We start from the raw sequence: 19,819 nt of genomic DNA, 5'->3' as shown, positions 1-19,819 counted from the left end.
CCCCCGGCGGCCGGGCGTGACCCGCCGAGCGGGATCTGCTGGCCGTGAACCGCCGGGCGGGGCGGCGCGGCGCGGCTCAGTCCCGTCCCAGGACCACCGTCCCCGACGAGCAGAACCACCCGCCGGTCCCGGAGGCGACGCCCAGCCGGGGCAAGCCCCCGTCCGTCGCCCTCACCTGTCGGTCCCCGCCCTCGCCCCGCAGTTGCCGTACCGCCTCCACCAGCAGGAACAGCCCCCGCATGCCCGGATGTTGGGCCGAGAGCCCGCCACCGTCCGTGTTCACCGGCAGGGCGCCGGACCGGGTCAGCCGCCCCTTCTCCACGAACGCGCCGCCCTCGCCCTTCGCGCAGAAGCCCAGGTCCTCAAGGGTCACCAGCGTCATGTAGGTGAACGCGTCGTAGATCTCGGCGAAGTCCATCTCCTGCGGACGCAGCCCCGCCCGCTCGAAGGCCAGCCGGCCGCTCACCGCCGCCGGGGAGACCGTGAAGTCGTCCCACTCGGACATCGAGGCGTGCGAGACATGCTCCCCCGTCCCGAGGATCCACACCGGGGTTGTGCGGCAGTCGCGTACGTACTCCTCGGCCGCGAGGAGGACCGCCGCGCCGCCGTCGGAGCGCAGACAGCAGTGCAGTTTCGTGAAGGGGTCGGCGATCATCGGGCCGGACAGGACGTCGTCCACCGTCACCGGGTCGCGGAACATCGCGTCGGGGTTCAGCGCCGCGTTCGCCCGCGCCTGGACCGCCACCTCCGCCAACTGCTCGATGGTCGTGCCGTACTGGAGCATGTGGCGGCGGGCGGCCATCGCGTACTTGGCGATCAGGGTGTGGCCGTAGGGGACCTCGAACTGCAGCGGGCCGCGGCCGCCGAACGCGAAGGTGCCGGTGCGGCGGCCCGCCTTCACGTCCGCGCGGGCCGTCGAGCCGTACGCCAGCAGGACCGCGTTCGCGTGACCGGCGGCGATCGCGTCGGCCGCGTGCGCCGCCATGACCTCCCAGGTCGAACCGCCGACGGAGGTGGAGTCGACCCAGGTGGGCCGCAGGCCCAGATAGTCCGCCACCTCGACCGGGGCCAGCGTGCCGAGCCCGGCGGACGCGAAGCCGTCCACCCGTGATCGGTCGAGCCCCGCGTCCGTCAGCGCCCGCCGGGCCGCCTGGGCGTGCAGGGCGTAGGGGGTGGCGTCGTCCACTCGGCCGCAGTCGGAGAGGGCGACGCCGACCACGGCCGCCTTCCGGGTACCGGATGCCATGGATCTGACGGTACATCAGATAATGCCTGTCCTGACAGGTGCCGTCTCTCTGGGCATTCCTGTTCCCCCGCCCTAATATGACGCTCCGTCAGATGAGGATGAGAGGGGTGGCCATGGACCCCGGCTTCACCGCCGAACAGGACGGGATCCGCCGCACGTTGCGCGAACTGCTGCACAAACGCTGCGGCCCCGAAGAGCTGCGCGCCGCCCTGGACACACCCCTCGGCCACGATCCCGCCCTCTGGGCCGCCCTCGCCGAGCAGCTCGGGCTGCCCGGCCTCGCGCTGCCCGAGGCGTACGGCGGGGTCGGCTGCCCGGTCACCGACCTCGCCCTCGCCGCCGAGGAGACCGGCCGGGCGCTCGCGCCCTCCCCGCTCCTCGCGACCTCCGTCCTCGCCGCGCCGCTGATCCTCGCGCTCGGCACCGACGCCCAGCGCGCCGACCTGCTGCCCCGGATCTCCGACGGCACCCTGACCGCCGCCCTCGCCGTGCCCGCGCCCGCCCTGGCCGCCGCCCTCGCCCTGACCGGCCCCCCGGACGGCGACTGGGCCGGCGGCGGGCGCGCGGGCGGGATCCAGGCCCGGCGGGTGCAGGGCGTCTGGCGGCTGTACGGGGAGGCCGCGCAGGTGCTCGACGGGCACAGCGCGGGGGCGCTGGTGGTCGCCGCGCACACCGGGGGGTTCGTACGGTCGCGCACCCTGCTGTTCGTCGTGTCGGCGGACGCCGGCGGGCTCGTCCGCACCCGGCAGACGGCCCTGGACGCCACCCGCCCGCAGGCCCGGGTCCAACTTCGCGACGTACGGGCCGAGTTGCTCGGGGGCGAGGAGGAGACGGCGGCGGGCGTACCGGAGGCCCTCTCCCGCGCCGGTGACTTCGCGGCCGCCTTCCTGGCCTGCGAGGCCGTCGGGGCCGCCGACCGCGCGCTGGGGCGGACCGTCGAGTACCTCGGCCGACGGGAGCAGTTCGGGCGGGTGATCGGCTCCTTCCAGGCGGTGCAGCACCGGCTGGCCGACGTGTATGTGCGGATCCAGGCGGCCCGGTCCGCCGCGTACTACGCCGCCTGGGCGGCGGGCGGTCACGGCGGCCCCGACGGTCTCGGTGGCCCGGACGGTCTCGGTGGCCCGGACGGCAGAGTCGGCGGGCTGGCTCTCGCCCAGGCGCTGGAGGCGTTGCGGCGGGCCGCGGCCGAGGGCATCCAGTTGCACGGTGGCATCGGCTTCACCTGGGAGCACGAGGCGCACCTGTTCTTCAAGCGGGCCGCCGGCGACGAGCTGCTGTTCGGGCCCGTGCACCGGCTGCGGGCGCACGCGGCCGAGGGGGCCCGGCTCTTCGAGCGGACGGAGGTGGCGGTGTGATCGGCGTCCGCGTGGTGCAGAAGGTCTCCTCGACGAAGGCCTTCGCCAAGGTGGCACCCCATGTCATCCCCGCCCTCGACCGGGCCGTCCATCGCCTCACCCGGGGAAAGGTGCTGCTCAGCGCCCAGATGTTGCCCGGGGTGATCCTGACGTCCACCGGCGCGAGGAGCGGGCTGCCGCGTCGGGCGCCGCTGGCCTGCATGCCCGAGGAGGGCGGCGGCAGCTGGATCCTGATCGGCTCCAACTTCGGCCGCGCCGGCCACCCCGCCTGGACCGGCAACCTCCTGGCCCACCCCGACGCCGAGATCAACTGGAAGGGCAAGGACATCCCGGTGACGGCCGCGCTGTTGACGGGGGAGGAGCGGTCGGCCGTCTGGAAGACCCTGCTGACCTTCTGGCCGCCGTACGCCACGTACCAGGCCCGGGTGAACCGCGAGATCCGCCTGTTCCGGCTCACCCCTCGGGCGTAGAGGGGCCGGAGGCCAGGGCGCCCGGGGGCAGAACGGCCCTGGAGGGGCTACCAGGCGTGTTGGAGCAGGAGGAAGGTGCCGATGCCCAGCATCGCCGCGCCGGAGGTGCGGGTCACCGCCCGTGCCGCCGCCGGGCGGGCGCCCAGCAGCCTGCGGGCCAGGACGCCCACCGTCAGATAGACGGCGGCACAGCACGCCATGTGCAGCAGGCCGAGGGCGGTCGTCTGGGCGGCCACCGGCAGGTGCCCCTCGCCCGTGGTGAGGAACTGCGGCAGGACCGAGAGGTAGAGCAGCAGACCCTTGGGGTTCAGGCCGCTGATCGTGGCCCCGCGCAGGAACACCCGGGCGCCGCCCGCCGTCATCTCCTCGCCCGCGCCCGGTGTCCCCGGCCGCCGCAGCACGGCCCACCCCAGCCACACCAGGTACGCCGCGCCCGCCACCGTCAGCCCGGTGAGCAGCGTCGGTGACCCCGCGACCAGCACCGCGAGGCCCGCCGCGGCCAGCACCGTGTGCAGGGCGTACCCGCTCACCAGGCCGCCGACCGCCGCGCCCACCGAACGGCCGCGCAGCCCGGCGGAGATCACGTACGCCCAGTCGGCGCCCGGCACACACACCAGCAGCAGGTCGACGGCGAGGAAAGAAATCAGCGTTCCCGAGTCCATACCGGGAACATTAGGTGCGATGCGGGCGACAGTGTTCCCGAAGTTTTCGCAGATCGCCGCGTTCTGAGGGAAGATCTACCCCATGGATGACGTGGACCGGAAGATTCTTGCCGAGCTTCAGCAGGACGGGCGGCTGACCGTGACCGAGCTGGCCGCGCGGGTGCGGCTGAGCGTCTCGCCCTGTCACCGGCGGCTGCGGGAGCTGGAGCGGTCCGGGGCGATCAGCGGCTACCGGGCGGTGGTGGAGCCGGCCGCCGTCGGGCTGACCTTCGAGGCGCTGGTCTTCGTCTCGATGCGGCAGGAGGACCGGGACACCGTCGTCGAGTTCGAGCGGGCGGTGGGCGAGGTGGAACACGTCCTGGACGCGCAGCGGCTGTTCGGGGAGCCCGACTATCTGCTGCGGGTGGCCACCGCCGACCTCGCGGCCTTCCAGCGGCTGTACGACGAGCGCCTCGCCACCCTGCCGGGGGTGCAGCGGCTGACGTCGACGCTGGTGATGAAGCACGTGGTGAAGGACCGGGGGCTGCCCGCCTGAGGCCGACAGCGCGGCAGGCGGCAGCTCACCCGGGTGAGCTGCCGCCTGGCAGACAGGACTTGACCGTGAATCGAGTGGGGGCCGGGCTACTTCGTCGGCTTCTTGCCGGTGATGCCCAGGTGGACCAACAGGGCAAGGTTCGGCTTGAGTTCAGCCTGCTTGACGCCCCACGTCTGGAAGCCCTTCTGGTGTGAGGCGACCGCCGCGAGCATTGCGACGAGCGCGCCGGCGACCGCGGCCGGGTTCACGTCCTTGTCGACCTTGCCCTTGGACTGCAACTCGGCGACCGCGTCCGAAAGGGAGTTGTTCACCGAGTTGAGGATCTTCATGCGGAGTTTGTAGAAGCGCTTGTCCCCCTCCGCGGCGCCGAGGTCGACGACCCGGAGGATCGCGTCGTTCTTCCGCCAGAACTCCAGGAAGCCGTCGACGAGTTCCTGCGCCGTCTGCCAGCCCGCCTTGCCGACCCATGACCGCCCCTCGACGAGGCCGGTCAACTCGGCTCCCTCGGCGGCCATTTGCTCGGCAATCTCCAGTACGGCGCCTTCGACGTCCGGGAAGTACTGGTAGAAGGTCGCGGGCGAAGTGCCCGCCTTCCGGGCAACGTCGATGACCTTGACGTCGCGGTACGGAGAGGAGCTGAGCATCTCGCTGAGGCAGTCGAGCAGCTTCTGCCGCGTCGCCTGCCCGCGCCGACCGGCCACGCGGCCGTCGACGGTACGCACTTGTCCTGTCATGCCGTCAGCTTACCGAGGGGTGATCGGAGCGCTATTCGGCCGACTGCAAATGGGGTGCGAGGGGGCGCGGAGACGGGTGTGCCTGGTCTGCGGCTTGCGTGCGGCGCCGTTAGTTTGGCTGCATGGCCGAAAACAGGGCATCGGTGTACGCAGAGGGCGTCCCCTGCTGGGTGGACGCACAGCTCCCCGACGTGGACGCGGGCAAGCGGTTCTACGGTGAGCTCTTCGGGTGGGGTTTCGAGGAGGCGTACGGCTCCTCCGTGTGGGCCCGGCTGGAGGGCGAGCCGGTGGCCGCGCTCGCCCACAAGACGGACGGCCGGATGCCCACCGTCTGGACCGTGTACTTCGCGACCCCGGACGCGCGAAAGACCGCCCGCCGTATCCAGCACGCCGGCGGGCAGGTCATCATGGCGCCGCTGCCGGTCGGCGGGGCGGGCACCACCGTGCTCGCCGCCGACCCCGAGGGCGCGGTCTTCGGTCTGTGGCAGCCGGCCGGCCACCCCGGCTTCGGCGTACGGCACCGGCCCGGCACCTTCGCCTGGGCGCAGCTCTACGCCCGGGACACCGAGGCCGCCAACACCTTCTACGGTCATCTCTTCCACGAGGCCCTGTTCGGTCCCGGCGCCGAACCCGACTTCGGGCGGGCGCCGGTCGGCGATGTCTTCCCGGAGGTCATGCCGCCGCATTTCCTCGTCCACTTCGGCGTGCGGGACTGCGAGGCGGCCCTCGGCGCGGTGAGCCGGCTCGGCGGGCGGGTGCAGGCGGGTCCGTTCACCGCTTCGTACGGAATCGTGGCGGTCGTCACGGACAATCAAGGGGCGTCGTTCGCGCTTCTCCAGCGCTGACAGGTGCCGTATGCGTGCCGTATGCGCGTATATGAAATGAGACACCCCGATTGCCCCCGGGTTCGCAACCGGCCGTCCGGCCAGGAAGAATCAGGGTGCGTGCCGCCATGGCGGTGCGGTGGTGAGACGCTGCACGGGGCCGTGTGCACAAGCGGGTGACGCGGTTCGTACGGGGAGGTGGCAGGCAAGTGGTGGATCAGCTGACGCAGCACGATCCGCGGCGGATCGGGCCGTTCGAGGTGCTGGGACGGCTGGGTGCCGGCGGCATGGGGCTGGTCTATCTGGCCCGTTCGGCCTCGGGCCGGCGCGTGGCGATCAAGACGGTCCGGACCGAGCTCGCCGAGGACCAGCTCTTCCGGGTGCGTTTCACCCGCGAGGTGGAGGCGGCCCGGGCGGTCTCCGGGTTCTACACGGCCGCCGTCGTCGACGCCGATCCCCGCGCCGCCGTGCCCTGGCTGGCCACCGCGTACGTGCCCGCGCCCTCCCTCGAGGAAATAGTGAACGACTGCGGGCCGATGCCGGCCCAGGCGGTGCGCTGGCTGGCGGCGGGCGTCGCCGAGGCGCTCCAGTCGATCCACGGCGCGGGGCTGGTCCACCGTGACCTGAAGCCGTCCAACGTGCTCGTCGTCGAGGACGGGCCCCGGGTGATCGACTTCGGTATCGCGTCCGGCGTCTCGAACACGCGTTTGACGATGACGAACGTGGCTGTCGGCACCCCCGCCTACATGTCACCCGAGCAGGCGAAGGACTCACGCAGCGTGACCGGCGCGAGCGATGTCTTCTCGCTCGGCTCGATGCTGGTCTTCGCCGCCACCGGCCACCCGCCCTTCCACGGCGCCAACCCGGTCGAGACGGTCTTCATGCTGCTGCGCGAGGGACCGGACCTGGAGGGCCTGCCGGACGAGCTGCGTCCGCTCATCGAGTCCTGTATGCAGATGGAGGCCACGGCCCGGCCCAACCCGGCCGACCTCCAGGCCCAGCTCGCCCCCCACCTCTTCGGCTCCGGCTCCGACGACAGTGGTACGGCGTCGGCGTGGCTGCCCGAGAAGGCGGTCGCCCTCATCGAGACGCGCCGCGGCGGCCGTCAGGCGAAACCGGCGCCGCCGAGCCCCCGCAGCGGCGGCGGAGGAGGCGGCGTGGGCATGGCCCGGCCCGCGGTCCCGCCCCCGCCGCCCCACGCCCCCGTGGTCCTCTCCCGCCCGGCCCCCGCGCCCGTGGCGGTCGGCGCCCCCGACATCGGTCCGGTCCGGCTGGCGGGCGCCGCCGTGCCGATCGGGCCGGGGCCACGCATCGCCGACGTCCGTGCCACGGCCGCCGTGAAGGCGCCGGTGGCCGAGCCCGGCCTGGTCGCCAACTGGTCCCGCCCGCGCCCCGGCGTGAACGGCGCCGACACGACCGTACCGGCCCCGCAGAGCGCCCCCTCGGAGACCCCGGCGGGCTGGCGGCCCTGGCGTTTTCGCATGTCGAACGATGTGTGGGGCACGCCGTCCGTCGCCGGGGACCTCGTCTACGTGACCTCCTTCGAGGTGCACGCCCTGGATGTGGCCACCGGCCGCCGTCGCTTCAAGACGCGGGACGTGGCCTGGTCGATGGCGGTCGCGGACGGCAGGGTGCACGCCTCCGACGGACCCACCCTGTTCGCCCTGGACGCCCGTGAGGGCGGCGACCTGTGGCGGCTGTCGACGGACGCCTGGGTGTACTCGCTCAAGGCCGACCGGGGCACGGTCGTCACCGGCACGCGCGGCGGCGGCGTCCAGGCCTGGGAGGCCTCGGCCGGCCAGAAGCTCTGGGAGATCACCGGCTGCCAGACCGACTTCGAGTCCCCGGAGGCCGGCCCGGTCCTGCACGAGGGCACGGTCTATGTCTGGCAGGACGCCCGGCTCAGAGCCCTGGACGCCCGCACGGGCGAGGAACGCTGGTCGTACCCCATCGGCGACACGGCCTCCTGCGGCGGTGTCCCGGTCCGCGTCACCCCCGCCCCCGACGGCTATGTCTACCTCTCCGCCGGCACCCGCGTCCTCGCCGTCGACGTCGCGAGCGGCATGGTGCGCTGGCACTTCGAGGCCCCGGCGGTCTTCCTGTCCCCGCCGACCTTCGTGCCCGGCCCGGCGGTGACCGGCGGAGGCGTCTACCTCGCCGACTACCTCGGCACCGTGTACGCCATCGACGCCACCGACGGGCGCGACCGCTGGCGCATCGCCACCGAGGCCCGTGCGTCCGTCGACCCGGTGCTGGTGGCCGCCGGCCATGTCCACGTCGGCAGCGGCAAGGGGCTCTACACCCTGGACGCGGTCACCGGCACGCCCAAGTGGCGCTTCCAGGCGGGCGGCGACATCGTGGGCGCCCCGGCGGTCGCGGAGGGCCGTATCCACTTCGGCTCCACGGACCATCTGCTGTACACCCTGAAGGCCGACGACGGTCGGCTGCGCTGGAAGCTGGCGACCGGCGGCGAGATCACCGGCTCCCCGGTGGTCCGTGACGGCGTCGTGTACGCGTCCAGCAAGGACCGCTGCGTGTACGCCCTGGACGCGGAGAAGGGCACGGGCACGGCGCGGACGGCCTGAGCCGACCGCTCACCGCCGGGAGGACGGCCGTCGAACCGGGACGGCCGTCGTGCCGGGCGCACGGAAGGGTCCCGGACGGCGGCCGCCACCGCCGACGCTACGCCGGGGACCGGCCGGTCGCCACGCGGTGACATGACCGTGACAGGCAGTGTCTACGCTGTCGGTATGGATCGACGGGGGCAGAAACTCAAGTTCACAGCGGTGGCCGTGGTCGTCGGACTGGCGCTGACCGGTTTCTCGACGAGCAGGGGCCACGGCAGCCGTCACAGCGGTGGCGGGGGCGGCGGATGCAGCAGCTCGAGCCAGAACCACGACAGCTCGTCGTCGAGCAGCGGCGGCAGCTCGGGCAGTACCTACCACGACTACGACGACGATGACGACTACTCGGACGACACCTACGGCGACGGCGGCTCCTCCAGCACGTCCACGACGCAGCAGGACGCCACGGTGAAGCTGATCGACTGCGCGACGCCGAGCGAGCCCTACGCGACGGTCGAGGTCGACAACCCCAACGCGACCGGCGGCTACTTCACCGTCACGGTCGACTTCCTCGACGCCGGTTCCGGCAGGGTGGAGGAGCGGAGCACGGAAGAGTACGTCGCCGGGAACGACACGGCGACGGTACAGGTGGACCTGTCCGCCCCGGGCGTCGCCGCGAAGGTCGACCACTGCGACCCGGAGCCCTACGCCTCGGCGAACTGACCGGACGCCTCTCAACGGGCCGACGCCTCCACGGGTGCCTCCGCCCACACCGTCTTGCCCACGGGCACGCGGAGAGTCCACCCCCACCGCAGGGTCATGGCGTCCACCAGGAGCAGTCCGCGACCGGACTCGCCCTCGGGGCACACCGGGGGCGGAACGGCGGGACCGCGACGGAACCTCACATCACCGTGCAGGTACTGCCGTTCGACCAGGGCGAGCACGATGTCATGGGCGGCTCGCTGACGGTGCTCACCATGCCGGACGGCTCGGAGATCGCCTACACGGAGGGCGCGCACTAGGGCCAACTCGTCGAGGATCCGGACGAGGTCAGGAGTTTCGCGCTGACCTACGACCGGCTGCGGGCGGCAGCTCTGCCCCCGCTCATGTCATTCGACATGATCCGATCCGTGATGGAGGACAACCACCGTGGAGCGAACGTCCCGTCCCGATCTGAACGGCGCCGCCTGGCGCAAGAGCAGCTACAGCAATCAGGAGGGCGGCAACTGCGTGGAGGTGGCCGACGGGTTCCGAGGGGCCGTCGTCCCGGTCCGTGACAGCAAGGTTCCGCACGGTCCGGCGCTGTGCTTCGTAGCCGCCTCCTGGGGCACCTTCACAGGCGAGTTGAAGGCCGGACAGCACCGTCCCTGAGGCAGCCGGGCCCCGGCCCCCGCCCGTCGTTCCGGCTCACCGGGCCCTTGTCCGCGAGGGTCCGGCGGGCCGCTGGCCTCCTGAAAGAACCGGGGGAAAGAACTTCCCGCCCACCCACCCTCCCCGGCCGCGAGGCCCGCGTCACCGTGCGGGTGACTGGCTTGCAGCAGCGGGATACGGGCGGTTACGTTCGCCGCGACCACCACAAACGAATACGGCCCCCGGCCGGGACGGCAATCCCGAACGAGGGCCTGACCAATCAGGAAAAAGACCTTCCCGATGGCTGAATCGCAGTCTAACGCGCCCCTGCGCGCCGACGCCGGAGCTCCGTCCTCCGGCGTGATCCATGTCCGCACCCGCCTCACGGCCGACTTCACCGTGATCTCCAACGCCCTCGCCCAACGGCGTGGCAGCGCGGTCACGGTCGGTGTCGCGGCGTACATCGCCTCTCTGCCCGACGGCTCCTCCGTGACCATCACCGCCCTGTGCGAGCACTTCAGCGAGGGGGAGATCCTGATCTCGCGAGCGCTCAGGGAGCTCGAAGCGGCCGGACACCTGGAGCGCCGCCGCGAGCGAACGCCCACCGGACAGGTCCGTACCCGAACATACTTCTACGACGTACCCGACGGCGCGCCGCATCCGGACGGGCCTCCCGAGCCGCCGAAGCCCCGTCGCCCCCGCAGGCAGCCCGCCGTACGCGGACCGCTGCGGCCGCCGGTCCAGCCCGAGGTGGAGATCCCGGCCCCGCTCACCGATGTCGCCGACGTTGCCGATGCCACCGACGCCGACCCCCGGGCCGTCGCCGTACTCACCGCCCTGCGCCGCGTCGACCCCCCGACTCGTCCTGTCCGCACAGGAAGCCGCCAAACTCGCCCCGGCCGTCACCCGGTGGCTTGCGGCAGGTCTCCTGCCCACGCACATCACGGACCACCTCACCGCAAGGCTCCCGGACCACTTGCTGGCCCGCCCGGCCGGCATCCTCGCCTACCGGCTCAGGGAGGCGCCCCTGCCTCTCTCCACACCGGCCCGAAGCACGGAAGCCCCCGGTCGCCCGGCGGTCGTGCGCATGCGGAACTGCGACGGCTGCGACCGCGGATTCCGTACGACGGAACCCGGCCGCTGCCGGGACTGCCGGGCCCGGGACCAACTCCGCGCGGCCGGCTGAGCCGATGACCCCGATGACCCCGATGACCCCGATGACCGGGTGTGCGGTCCACCCGCAGGTGGGAGGCTTGATGTGGCACGATGCGAAATCCGGCGCCAAGAGGAGGTGGGACATGGTCGACAGGTTCAGGGACGGACTTCTGACGCCCACCGAAACGGCCTCCTGCCTTGAGATTCCGCAGTCGACCCTCACCTCGTGGCTGAAGGGCAAGGCTGCCGGAGCCCCACTGGTCCACCAGGTGGATCCGGCACGCAAGGGGCAGCCTTTGGTGCCGTTCATCGCGGTGGCCGAGGCGCACGTGCTCCGCTCTCTGCGTTCCCTCGGCCTTCGCATGAGTGAGATCAAGGAAGCCGCCGCCGCCGTACGGGACGCCTTCGACACCCCTTACGGCCTCGTGTCGAAACGCATCGCGACGGACGGTGTGGACATCTTCGTCGAACACGGTCTCGGAGATCTCCGCAGAGCCTGGGACGGCCAGGCCCCCATCCAGGAAGTGGTCTCCAGCTATCTCCGTTACCTGAACTGGGACGCCGGTGACGACTTTCCCTCCAGCCTGCGGCTGAGGCAGTACCCGGACTCCGTCCCCGTCGTGATCGACCCCAGGTTCGGCCAGGGACTTCCCGTGGTGGCGGCCAATCGCGTCTCGGTCAAGGCGATCACTGACCTATGGGAGGCCTGGGGAGAGCGTCGAGGACATCGCGTACGACTACGCCATGACGCCTGAGCAGGTGGACGCGCTCTGCCAGGCAGTGGTGCATCTTGCCGCCTGAGTTCTTCCTCGACCGGAATCTCGGTCGTCGTGTCGCCGAAGGACTGAGGACTTGCGGGTGGACCGTTCACCGCATCGTCGACGTCTTCCCGGACGACGGGCAGGACGTCGAGGAGTGGATCGCGCACGGTCTCGACCGGTCGTGGGTCCCGCTCTCGAAGGACGGCCGGATCAAGACGCGGGACCTGGAGATCCAGCCTGTCCTGGAGCGTAAGGCAGTGCTTTTCTATCTCGACAATCAGCAACTTCGCACCACCGAGATGATCGAACGTCTCGTGGCACGCCGTGACGCGATCCACCGGGCTGTCGAGAACGGCGGGCCGGCTGCCTACGCGGTGAGGAGCGACCGCATCGAGCGCACCTGGCCGTGACGGGGTGAACTGCGCGCCGGCGGCGGGGGCTCAGCGGACCCGGGGTTCGGCGGACGAGCGGCCGGCGAACAGTTCCGCCTGGCGCTCGCTCGGCAGGTTCCCCAGCGAGATGAGGTGCGGCGCCTGGGCGAAGCCCATCGCGCGGGCCGCCTCCTTCGCCGACCACAGCGCCCGCACGGTGCCCTGGACCCCGGCGGGGGGATACCCGGCGATGATGGCCGCGCAGGCGACGGCGGCGGCCGACGCCCCGCCGGTGTCGGTGAGTTCGGACACCAGCCCGACGTCGAAGGCCCGCCGGGCGGAGATCCGTTCCGCCGTCCCCATCAGCATCATCCGCGCCACCTCCCCGTAGGGCATCCGCTGGGCCAGGAGCACCGACTCGTACGCGCTGACCATCCCGTACGTGGTGTGCGGGTCGAAGAACAGGGCGTCGGCGCCGGCCACGACGAACTCGCACTCCCCGAGCAGGTAGAAGGCGCCCCCGCAGGCCATCCCCTCCACGGCGGCGACGACCGGCTTCCACAGGTCGTTCGCCTTCGGACCGACGGTGAGCAGCGGATCGTCCTGCATATACGGGGAGCCGGGCTGCGGCACGACGGCGTCCCGGTCGAGGCCGGTGCAGAACGCCCGCTGTCCCGCCCCGGTGAGGACGACGGCCCGTACCGAGTCGTCGAACCGCAACTCCCGCCAGACACACTTCAGTTGGCGGACGGCCTCGAGGTCGAGGGCGTTCAGCCGGGCCGGCCGGTCGAGGGTGACGACGGCGACCCCGGTGTCCTTGTCGATGTCCCGTCGCACGCTCACGGCCGCTCCAGAACCCACTGCGGAAGCCCCCCGCCGTCGAAGACGACCTGTACGCGGGCGCCGATGCGGATGCGGTCGGGGGAGAAGGAGTCGATCGCCGCCCCCGGTCCGCTCACCAGGTTCCCCACCATCCGTATCCGGGGCGTCTCGGCCAGCTCGACGAGGATCACGTTGTAGGGGGCGTGGGCGGCGTAGTCGGGCAGCAGGGGTGGATGCGGGACGACGTAGGACCAGATCCGGCCGCGTCCCGACGTCCGCCGCCACTCGCTCGCGAAGGACCGGCAGTGCGGGCAGCAGGGGCGGGGCGGGAAGCGGGGTTCGCCGCAGTCGGCGCAGGCCTGGACGCGGAGTTCGCCCTGGGCGGCGTACCGCCAGAAGGGGGCACCGTCGGCGTCGGTGACGGGGGTGAGCATCGCGGGATCAACTCCTCGGTGCGTTCTCCTCGGTGCGGGTCAGTTCCTGAGCAGCAGGGCGGAGGTCGGGACGCCCTCGCCGGCCGTGACGAGGCAGGTCGCCGCTCCGGGCACCTGGGCGGTGCTGGTCCCGCGCAGCTGCTTGACGCCCTCGTTGATGAGGTTGAAGCCGTGGACGTAGGCCTCGCTGAGTCCGCCCCCGCCGGTGTTGAGGGGCAGCCGTCCGCCGGTCTCCAGGGCCCCTCCCTCGGTGAACGCGCCACCCTCTCCCCGGCCGCAGAACCCGTACCCCTCCAGGGAGAGCGGGACGAGGGGCGTGAAGGCGTCGTAGATCTGCGCGACGTCGACGTCGGACGGGGTGAAGTCGGCGTGTTTCCACAGGTGCCGGGCGGCCGCCCAGGCGGGGCCGGTGAGGGGATCGTCGTTCCAGTAGTTGACCATGCCGTGGTGCTGGGCGGGCAGGCCCTGGGCGGCGGAGTGGACGTACACGGGTGCCCGGCGGCAGTCCCTGGCCCGCTCGCGGCTCACGACCACGCACGCCAACGCCCCGTCCGTCTCCAGGCAGTTGTCGTACAGGCACAGGGGCTCGCTGATCCACCGGGACGACATGTACATCTCGCGGGTGAGGGGCCGTTCGTACATCACGGCGGCCGGGTTCTGGTTGGCGCGGTTGCGGCAGGCGAGGGCGACGTTGAAGAGATGGTCGCGGGTGGCGCCGTACTCGTGCAGATAGCGGCGGGCGAGCATGGCTATCTCGTCGGCGGGCCGCAGCAGCCCGAAGGGCCGGGTCCACTGGGCGGGGGTGGGGAGCTGGACGGCGGTGTTGGTCCACGGACGCGGTCCGGAGCCCCGTTTCCGGGACCGCCAGGCGACCCCCACCGTGGCCTGTCCGGCGGCGATGGCGGCGGCGAGGTGGGCGACGGTGGCGCAGGAACCACCGCCGCCGAACCCGATCTTGCTGAAGAAGCTCAGGTCACCGAACCCGACGGCCTTCGCGAGCTCGACCTCGTCCGTCTCCTCCATGGTGTAGGAGGCGAGGGCGTCGACCTCGCCGGGGGCGATCCCGGCGTCGTCGAGGGCGGCGAGGACGGCCCGGCAGGCGAGCGTGCGTTCGTCCTCGGGGAGGTGCTTGGCGAAGGACGTCTGCCCGATGCCGACGATGGCCGTGGCGTCCTTGATTCCGGTCACTGCGGGCATGCCGCACCCACCTCCACACGGCGACAGTGCTGCTGACAGTCCGTCAGGTTACCGCTAATCTGACGGTCAGTCAGCTAGTGGTCGGGTGGGGAGGCTGGTCATGCGTGGTGACATGGAGTGGGGGACGATCCCCGGCCTGGTCCGCTGGTCCGCCGAGCGGTACGCGACGACCGAGGCGGTGGTGGAGGGCCGTACCCGGATCTCGTACGCCGAGCTCGGCGCCCGCGTCGAACGCGCGGCGGCGGCCTGTCTGGCGAACGGGGTGCGGGCGGGCGACCGCGTGGCCGTCTGGGCCCCGAACTCGCTGGACTGGATGGTGGCGGCGCTCGGCGCGGTGAGCGCGGGGGCGGTGCTGGTGCCCCTGAACACCCGTCTCAAGGGCACGGAGGCGGCGGACGTACTGCGCCGCAGCGGGACGCGGCTGCTGTTCGTGACGGGCACCTTCCTCGGGACGTCGTACGTGGCGTCGCTGCGGCGGGCGGCGGCGGAGGGCGCCGGCGGCGGCCCGCTGCCGGGGCTTCCCGCGCTGGAGCAGGTGGTGGTCCTCTCGGACGACGCCCCGGCGGACTTCCGGACCTGGAAGGACTTCCTGGCGAGCGGGGAGGGCACCGGGACGGCGGAGGTCCGGGCGCGGGCGGACCGGGTGGCGGGGGAGTGGCCCTCGGACATCGTCTTCACCTCGGGTACGACGGGCCGCCCCAAGGGCGCGGTGATCACCCACGCGCAGACCCTGCGGGCGTACGAGATCTGGACCGACCTGGCGGGGCTGCGGCAGGGCGACCGCTATCTGATCGTGAACCCGTTCTTCCACACCTTCGGCTACAAGGCGGGCGTGATCGCCTGTCTGATGCGGGGCGCGACGATGATCCCGCAGCCGGTGTTCAACGTGGACACGGTCCTCGCGAACGTGGCGTCGGAACGGGTCTCGGTCCTCCCCGGCCCGCCGACCCTGCACCAGTCGCTCCTTGACCACGCGTCCCGGGACAAGCACGACCTGTCGGCGCTGCGGCTGGTCGTCACGGGCGCGGCGGTGGTGCCGCTGCGGCTCGTCGAACGCCTGCGGGGCGAACTGGGCGTGGAGACCGTCCTGACGGCGTACGGCCTCTCGGAGGCGAGCGGTGTCGTCACGATGTGCCGCCGCGGGGACGACCCCACGGTCATCGCCTCGACGTCGGGCCGCGCGATCCCCGGCACCGAGGTGCGGGTGGACGCGGCGCCGGGCGAACCCGGGGAGGTCCTGGTCCGCGGCTTCAACGTGATGCGCGGCTACTACGAGGACGAGACGGCGACGGCGGAGGCCCTGACGGAGGACGGCTGGCTGCGCACCGGTGACGTGGGCGTCCTGGACGCCGCCGGCAACCTCCGGATCACCGACCGCCTCAAGGACATGTTCATCGTCGGCGGCTTCAACGCCTACCCGGCGGAGATAGAGCAACGCCTGGGCCTGCACCCGGACGTGGCCGACGTGGCCGTGATCGGCGTCCCCGATCCCCGCCTGGGCGAGGTGGGCAAGGCGTACGTGGTGCGGCGTCCGGGCGCGGTCTCCACGGCCGAGGACCTGATCGCCTGGGCCCGGCGGGAGATGGCCAACTACAAGGTGCCGAGAGCGGTGGAGTTCGTGCCCGTCCTGCCTCGCAACGCGAGCGGCAAGGTGGTCAAGGGCGAGCTGCGCTCCCGCTGAGCGCGCGTGCCCCCGGACGCGCGACAGCCGCGGCGGCTCCCCTCCGCGCCGCCGCGGCCGATCCCCGTCGCCTTGGTGACGGGTGGTGCCTACTTGCCGTCCAGGTCCAGGGCGGGCGGGACGGGTGCGTGGTTCTCGAGCGAGACGATCTTCTCCTCGGCCGCCGGTGTGGCTGCCTCGGCCTCCAGCGTCGCCGGCTTGGACAGGGCCGGCAGGATCGGAGCGTGGTTCTCCAGCGTGGTGATGTCCGCGGTGGCGTTCGTCGTCTGATTCTCGGTGTTGCTCATGTTCGGCTCCCCCTGGGAGTGTTCAAGTGAGTGAGGCGTCTCTGTCCGGCGATTCCCCCGAGTATCGCCGGACAGAGACATGTGCCGGAGCCCACCCCCCAGCGGGCTCGTCCGGTCCGTCTGCCCCCCGAAGCGACGGACCGTTGAGTAGACCCTGCCAGGCGGTCATAAACGTTCGATGAACGCCACCGACGGCGAGTTCACGACGCGTCCAGAGGTGCCAGCAGACGGCGTACCTCGACCGCCTCGGGCGCTCCCGACCGCTCCAGGAGGGACAGGGCCTCGTGCCAGCAGGCTCGTGCCCGGTCCGACTGGCCGAGTGCGTGCAGGCTCCGGCCCAGCGCGGTCAGCACACTGCCTCGGATGAGGTCCCCGCCAATGAACCCGATCGCCAGTGCCTGTTCGGCGTGTTGCGCGGCCTGGGCCGGACGCCGGTCGGCCAGGTGCAGTTGGGCGATGCGGAAGTGCGTCGTGCCCTCCCACAGGCGCTGCCGGTTGCTGCCGAACATCTCCAGCGCGTCGGACAGCTGCACCAGGCCGTCGGAGAGCCTGCCGGCGCTGATCAGTGCGACGCCGAGGGCGTAACGGCCGTTCGCGAGGCGCAGGGTGAGTCCGAGTTGCTGGTAGATGTCGACACCCTGCCGGGCCAGGGTGACGGCGTCGCTCGGGCGGTTCATCCGCTCGTAGAGCCGCGAGAGGTTGCACAGCGCGTTGGCCTCTCCCGGCCGGTTCCCGTCCGCCCGATAGCCGTCCCTGGCGGTGGTGAGGAACTTCTCGGCCTCTTCGTAGCGGCCCTGGCCGAGGGCGATGATCCCCCGGTCCGTCGCCGCCCAGCTCACCGGCGTCGCGTCGTGCGCCGCCGTGGCGAGTTCGATCGCGCGCCGGGCCTCCTCGTCCGCCTCGGAGTAACGTCCGGCGGCCAGATGGACGTTGGACAGTGCCGTCCGCGCGCGGCTCTCCGCGCGGACGTCGGCGGCGTCCTGCGCGGCGTCCCGCAGGGCCGTGGCCGCCCACTCGTACTGCTTCGCGTTCGCGCCCGACTCCGCCAGGTCCTTGGCGGCCCAGAGCAGATCGACGGCACGACGCAGCCCACTGCCCGACTGCTGCTGCCGTGCGCACGCCAGCAGGCACTGCGCCTCGGCGAACAGCCAGTCCAGGGCCTGGGTCCGCTCGCCGAAGGACAGCCCCCGGTACGAGGTGGGCTCCAGGTGGACGACCGTGCGGTCGCCGGGCCGCTCGATCGTGTACACCCCTGCCGCCGTCGCCAGATAGAAGTCCAGCAACCGCGACAACGCCGCGCCGCGCTCGCCGGGTGGTTCGTCGCGGTCGGCGCACGCACGCGCGTAGAGCCGTACCAGGTCGTGGAAGCGATAGCGGCCGGGGGCCGCGGATTCCAGCAGGGAGGTGTCCACCAGGGACTCCAGCAGGTCCTCGGTGTCCTCCGCCGGCAGGTCCAGGACCGCCGCGGCCGCCGCCAGGGAGGTGTCCGGGCCGTCCGCCAGGCCGAGCAGCCGGAACGCGCGGGCCTGGGCGGGCTCCAGCGCGCCGTAGCCGAGTTCGAAGGTCGCCTTCACCGCCAGGTCGCCCGCCTGGAGCTCGTCCAGCCGGCGCCGTTCGTCCGCCAGCTTGGCGGCGAGGACGGACACCGTCCAGGTGCGGCGGGCGGCCAGCCGGGAGGCCGCGATCCGGATCGCCAGCGGCAGGAAGCCGCACGCGGCCACCACGTCCAGCGCGGCCTTGCGCTCCGCCGCGACCCGTTCCTCGCCGACGATCCGGGTGAAGAGGGCGAGAGCCTCCTCGGGGGACATCACGTCCAGGTCGACGAGATGCGCTCCCGCCAGGTCCACCATCCGCACCCGTGAGGTGACCAGCGCCGCGCAGCCCTCCGTGCCCGGCAGCAGGGGGCGTATCTGGGCCGCGTCCTTCGCGTTGTCCAGCAGCACCAGCACCCGGCGGCCGTCCAGCACCGAGCGGTACAGCGCCGCCCGCTCCTCCAGGGAGTCGGGGATCGCCGAGTCCGCCGTGCCCAGGGCCCGCAGGAACGACCCGAGGACCGTCTCCGGCTCCGCCGACCGCGGCCCCGCGCCCTGGAGATCGACGTACAGCTGGCCGTCGGGGAAGGCGGGACGGGCCTGGTGGGCCACGTGCACGGCGAGGGTCGTCTTGCCCACGCCCCCGATGCCCGCGAGCGCGGACACGGCCATCACCCGGCCGCCGGCGCCCGTGCCGTCACCGGCTCCGGCCAGCACCTCGCTCAGTTCCCGTACGAAGGCGGAACGTCCGGTGAAGTCGGGCACCGTGGCCGGGAGTTGCGCGGGCCGCACCCGTACCACCGCCGGCTCCGTCGTCGACGCCGACGGCTCCGCCAGCTCCGGGTCGGCCCGCAGGATGCGGTGCTGCAGCTGCCGCAGTCCGGCCCGCGGATCCACCCCCAGCTCCTCGGACAGCAGCCGTCGGGTGTCCGCGTACACCGCGAGCGCCTCCGCCTGCCGGCCGCTGCGGTACAGCGCCAGCATCAGCAGTTCGCGCAGCCGCTCGCGGAGCGGGTACGCCGCGGTGAGGGCGGTGAGCTCGGAGACGGCCTCCGCGTGGCAGCCCTGCTCCAGGTCCATGTCGAGCCGGGACTCCAGCAGTCCCAGCCGCCATTCCTCCAGCCGGACGCGCTGCGCCTCCGCGTACGGCCCGGGGACGCCGGCCAGGGCCTCCCCGTCCCACAGCCCCAGCGTCCGGTTCAGCACCTCGCGGGCGTGCGAGAGGTCGCCGGCGGTCCGTGCCTTCTCCGCCTCCACCGCCCACTCCTGCGCCACCGCCAGGTCCAGCGCGCCCTCGGCCGGCACGCGCACCGCGTAGCCGCCCGACTCGCTCACCAGGACGCCCGGGTCGAGCACCTTGCGCAGCCGGGAGGCGTAGGTCCGTACCGCCGCCAGCGCCTGCGACGGAGGCTCCTCGCCCCACAGCGCGTCGATCAGCTCGGCTGCGGTGGCCGTACGTCCCTCACGCAGCAACAGGGCTGCCAGCAGGGCGCGTTGCTGCGGTGAACCGGTGGCCAGCCGCTCGTCGCCGCGGCGTGCGCGCACCGGGCCGAGCACGTCGAAGCGCAGCGTCGCCGGCTCCTCGGGGGAGCCGGGCCGTCTCTGCTCCGGCACACGCGGGTCGCGGTGTCCTACCCGGTCGTCCATCAGGGCTCCCTTTAGGCATCCGAACTACTAGGCCAGTTTGCCCTGTCCATGCCGGAAGCGTCAGCTTGCCCGGCAGGTGCACGGGAGTCCACACACCCCTCACATCCGGTGTGCACACATCCCCACAGAGTCGATCAACTCCGACTCCCGCCCGCTAGCTGACGATCCGTCAGATCGGCGCTACCGTGCCCC

The 19,819-nt window shown here is 72.3% G+C and carries 19 protein-coding genes and 1 pseudogene; 12 read left to right on the top strand and 8 right to left on the bottom strand.

The features are described from left to right. Positions 1-76: 76 nt before the first annotated feature. The gene (locus ACFVYS_RS08670) at positions 77-1,246 is read right to left on the bottom strand and encodes an acetyl-CoA acetyltransferase (protein WP_389500098.1); all 1,170 of its coding nucleotides are present in this window, start codon (positions 1,244-1,246) and stop codon (positions 77-79) included. A 113-nt stretch (positions 1,247-1,359) separates the two neighbouring features. On the opposite strand from ACFVYS_RS08670, the gene ACFVYS_RS08665 reads away from it, so the two are divergent. Next, positions 1,360-2,601 carry an acyl-CoA dehydrogenase family protein gene (locus ACFVYS_RS08665; protein WP_389500330.1) on the top strand — a complete coding sequence of 414 codons (1,242 nt, stop codon included), beginning with the start codon at positions 1,360-1,362 and terminating at the stop codon, positions 2,599-2,601. After that, positions 2,598-3,071 carry a nitroreductase family deazaflavin-dependent oxidoreductase gene (locus ACFVYS_RS08660; protein WP_389500096.1) on the top strand — a complete coding sequence of 158 codons (474 nt, stop codon included), beginning with the start codon at positions 2,598-2,600 and terminating at the stop codon, positions 3,069-3,071. Before ACFVYS_RS08665 ends, ACFVYS_RS08660 begins: the two co-directional genes overlap by 4 nt. 47 nt (positions 3,072-3,118) lie before the next feature. On the opposite strand, the gene ACFVYS_RS08655 is transcribed toward ACFVYS_RS08660, so the two are convergent. After that, positions 3,119-3,733, bottom strand: coding sequence for a LysE family translocator (locus tag ACFVYS_RS08655; protein ID WP_389500094.1), 615 nt, complete (start codon positions 3,731-3,733; stop codon positions 3,119-3,121). A gap of 82 nt (positions 3,734-3,815) precedes the next feature. On the opposite strand from ACFVYS_RS08655, the gene ACFVYS_RS08650 reads away from it, so the two are divergent. After that, entirely contained in the window at positions 3,816-4,268 is a 453-nt protein-coding gene (locus ACFVYS_RS08650) for an Lrp/AsnC family transcriptional regulator (protein ID WP_389500092.1), read from the top strand. Between the two features lie 86 nt (positions 4,269-4,354). On the opposite strand, the gene ACFVYS_RS08645 is transcribed toward ACFVYS_RS08650, so the two are convergent. Beyond that, positions 4,355-4,990, bottom strand: coding sequence for a TetR family transcriptional regulator (locus tag ACFVYS_RS08645; protein WP_057600733.1), 636 nt, complete (start codon positions 4,988-4,990; stop codon positions 4,355-4,357). Between the two features lie 134 nt (positions 4,991-5,124). Between ACFVYS_RS08645 and ACFVYS_RS08640 the strand changes: the two genes are divergently transcribed. The 8 genes and pseudogenes from ACFVYS_RS08640 (at position 5,125) to ACFVYS_RS08605 (ending at position 12,066) form a co-directional block, all read left to right on the top strand. Next, positions 5,125-5,847 carry a VOC family protein gene (locus ACFVYS_RS08640; protein WP_389500090.1) on the top strand — a complete coding sequence of 241 codons (723 nt, stop codon included), beginning with the start codon at positions 5,125-5,127 and terminating at the stop codon, positions 5,845-5,847. Positions 5,848-6,035: 188 nt separating this feature from the next. Further along, on the top strand, positions 6,036-8,411 hold the full coding sequence (locus ACFVYS_RS08635; RefSeq protein ID WP_389500088.1) for a PQQ-binding-like beta-propeller repeat protein: 2,376 nt from the start codon (positions 6,036-6,038) through the stop codon (positions 8,409-8,411). Positions 8,412-8,576: 165 nt separating this feature from the next. Continuing rightward, the gene (locus tag ACFVYS_RS08630; protein ID WP_389500086.1) at positions 8,577-9,113 is read left to right on the top strand and encodes a hypothetical protein; all 537 of its coding nucleotides are present in this window, start codon (positions 8,577-8,579) and stop codon (positions 9,111-9,113) included. A gap of 188 nt (positions 9,114-9,301) precedes the next feature. Beyond that, entirely contained in the window at positions 9,302-9,412 is a 111-nt protein-coding gene (locus ACFVYS_RS08625) for a Scr1 family TA system antitoxin-like transcriptional regulator (RefSeq protein ID WP_389500085.1), read from the top strand. Between the two features lie 127 nt (positions 9,413-9,539). Continuing rightward, positions 9,540-9,761: a DUF397 domain-containing protein gene (locus ACFVYS_RS08620; RefSeq protein ID WP_389500083.1), complete on the top strand. Its 222-nt coding sequence runs from the start codon at positions 9,540-9,542 to the stop codon at positions 9,759-9,761. Between the two features lie 279 nt (positions 9,762-10,040). After that, positions 10,041-10,926 (top strand): annotated as a pseudogene (locus tag ACFVYS_RS08615) (hypothetical protein). 22 nt (positions 10,927-10,948) lie between these two features. Continuing rightward, positions 10,949-11,650 carry a DUF433 domain-containing protein gene (locus ACFVYS_RS08610; protein WP_389500082.1) on the top strand — a complete coding sequence of 234 codons (702 nt, stop codon included), beginning with the start codon at positions 10,949-10,951 and terminating at the stop codon, positions 11,648-11,650. Between the two features lie 35 nt (positions 11,651-11,685). Further along, on the top strand, positions 11,686-12,066 hold the full coding sequence (locus ACFVYS_RS08605; protein ID WP_389500080.1) for a toxin-antitoxin system, toxin component, PIN family protein: 381 nt from the start codon (positions 11,686-11,688) through the stop codon (positions 12,064-12,066). 30 nt (positions 12,067-12,096) lie between these two features. Here ACFVYS_RS08605 and ACFVYS_RS08600 read toward each other — a convergent pair whose 3' ends face one another. From ACFVYS_RS08600 to ACFVYS_RS08590, 3 genes are read right to left on the bottom strand one after another with little or no spacing between them, the layout of a single operon-like run. Beyond that, entirely contained in the window at positions 12,097-12,870 is a 774-nt protein-coding gene (locus tag ACFVYS_RS08600) for an enoyl-CoA hydratase/isomerase family protein (RefSeq protein WP_389500078.1), read from the bottom strand. Next, entirely contained in the window at positions 12,867-13,283 is a 417-nt protein-coding gene (locus ACFVYS_RS08595; RefSeq protein ID WP_389500076.1) for a Zn-ribbon domain-containing OB-fold protein, read from the bottom strand. Before ACFVYS_RS08595 ends, ACFVYS_RS08600 begins: the two co-directional genes overlap by 4 nt. A 39-nt stretch (positions 13,284-13,322) precedes the next feature. Further along, complete coding sequence (locus ACFVYS_RS08590) at positions 13,323-14,480, bottom strand: lipid-transfer protein (protein ID WP_389500074.1); 1,158 nt, start codon at positions 14,478-14,480, stop codon at positions 13,323-13,325. A gap of 100 nt (positions 14,481-14,580) precedes the next feature. On the opposite strand from ACFVYS_RS08590, the gene ACFVYS_RS08585 reads away from it, so the two are divergent. Next, positions 14,581-16,161: a FadD3 family acyl-CoA ligase gene (locus ACFVYS_RS08585; RefSeq protein ID WP_389500072.1), complete on the top strand. Its 1,581-nt coding sequence runs from the start codon at positions 14,581-14,583 to the stop codon at positions 16,159-16,161. Positions 16,162-16,250: 89 nt separating this feature from the next. Here ACFVYS_RS08585 and ACFVYS_RS08580 read toward each other — a convergent pair whose 3' ends face one another. Together ACFVYS_RS08580 and ACFVYS_RS08575 are read right to left on the bottom strand one after the other, a co-directional pair. Further along, complete coding sequence (locus tag ACFVYS_RS08580; RefSeq protein WP_389500071.1) at positions 16,251-16,448, bottom strand: hypothetical protein; 198 nt, start codon at positions 16,446-16,448, stop codon at positions 16,251-16,253. Positions 16,449-16,648: 200 nt separating this feature from the next. Further along, the gene (locus ACFVYS_RS08575) at positions 16,649-19,627 is read right to left on the bottom strand and encodes a BTAD domain-containing putative transcriptional regulator (RefSeq protein ID WP_389500069.1); all 2,979 of its coding nucleotides are present in this window, start codon (positions 19,625-19,627) and stop codon (positions 16,649-16,651) included. Positions 19,628-19,819: the final 192 nt, after the last annotated feature.

Origin of the sequence: Streptomyces sp. NPDC058295, assembly GCF_042880655.1 — a bacterium.
Classification (GTDB): domain Bacteria; phylum Actinomycetota; class Actinomycetes; order Streptomycetales; family Streptomycetaceae; genus Streptomyces; species Streptomyces coriariae.
Note: the sequence above shows the minus strand (reverse complement) of the source record. Positions and strands in the feature narration are given on the sequence as shown.

Bases quoted from the DNA above. Each gene is read 5' to 3' on its own strand.
- ACFVYS_RS08670 (WP_389500098.1), bottom strand. From the start codon at position 1,246: ATGGCATCCGGTACCCGGAAGGCGGCCGTGGTCGGCGTCGCCCTCTCC.
- ACFVYS_RS08665 (WP_389500330.1), top strand. From the start codon at position 1,360: ATGGACCCCGGCTTCACCGCCGAACAGGACGGGATCCGCCGCACGTTG.
- ACFVYS_RS08655 (WP_389500094.1), bottom strand. From the start codon at position 3,733: ATGGACTCGGGAACGCTGATTTCTTTCCTCGCCGTCGACCTGCTGCTG.
- ACFVYS_RS08650 (WP_389500092.1), top strand. From the start codon at position 3,816: ATGGATGACGTGGACCGGAAGATTCTTGCCGAGCTTCAGCAGGACGGG.
- ACFVYS_RS08640 (WP_389500090.1), top strand. From the start codon at position 5,125: ATGGCCGAAAACAGGGCATCGGTGTACGCAGAGGGCGTCCCCTGCTGG.
- ACFVYS_RS08630 (WP_389500086.1), top strand. From the start codon at position 8,577: ATGGATCGACGGGGGCAGAAACTCAAGTTCACAGCGGTGGCCGTGGTC.
- ACFVYS_RS08610 (WP_389500082.1), top strand. From the start codon at position 10,949: ATGACCCCGATGACCGGGTGTGCGGTCCACCCGCAGGTGGGAGGCTTG.
- ACFVYS_RS08595 (WP_389500076.1), bottom strand. From the start codon at position 13,283: ATGCTCACCCCCGTCACCGACGCCGACGGTGCCCCCTTCTGGCGGTAC.
- ACFVYS_RS08590 (WP_389500074.1), bottom strand. From the start codon at position 14,480: ATGCCCGCAGTGACCGGAATCAAGGACGCCACGGCCATCGTCGGCATC.
- ACFVYS_RS08585 (WP_389500072.1), top strand. From the start codon at position 14,581: ATGCGTGGTGACATGGAGTGGGGGACGATCCCCGGCCTGGTCCGCTGG.
- ACFVYS_RS08580 (WP_389500071.1), bottom strand. From the start codon at position 16,448: ATGAGCAACACCGAGAATCAGACGACGAACGCCACCGCGGACATCACC.
- ACFVYS_RS08575 (WP_389500069.1), bottom strand. From the start codon at position 19,627: ATGGACGACCGGGTAGGACACCGCGACCCGCGTGTGCCGGAGCAGAGA.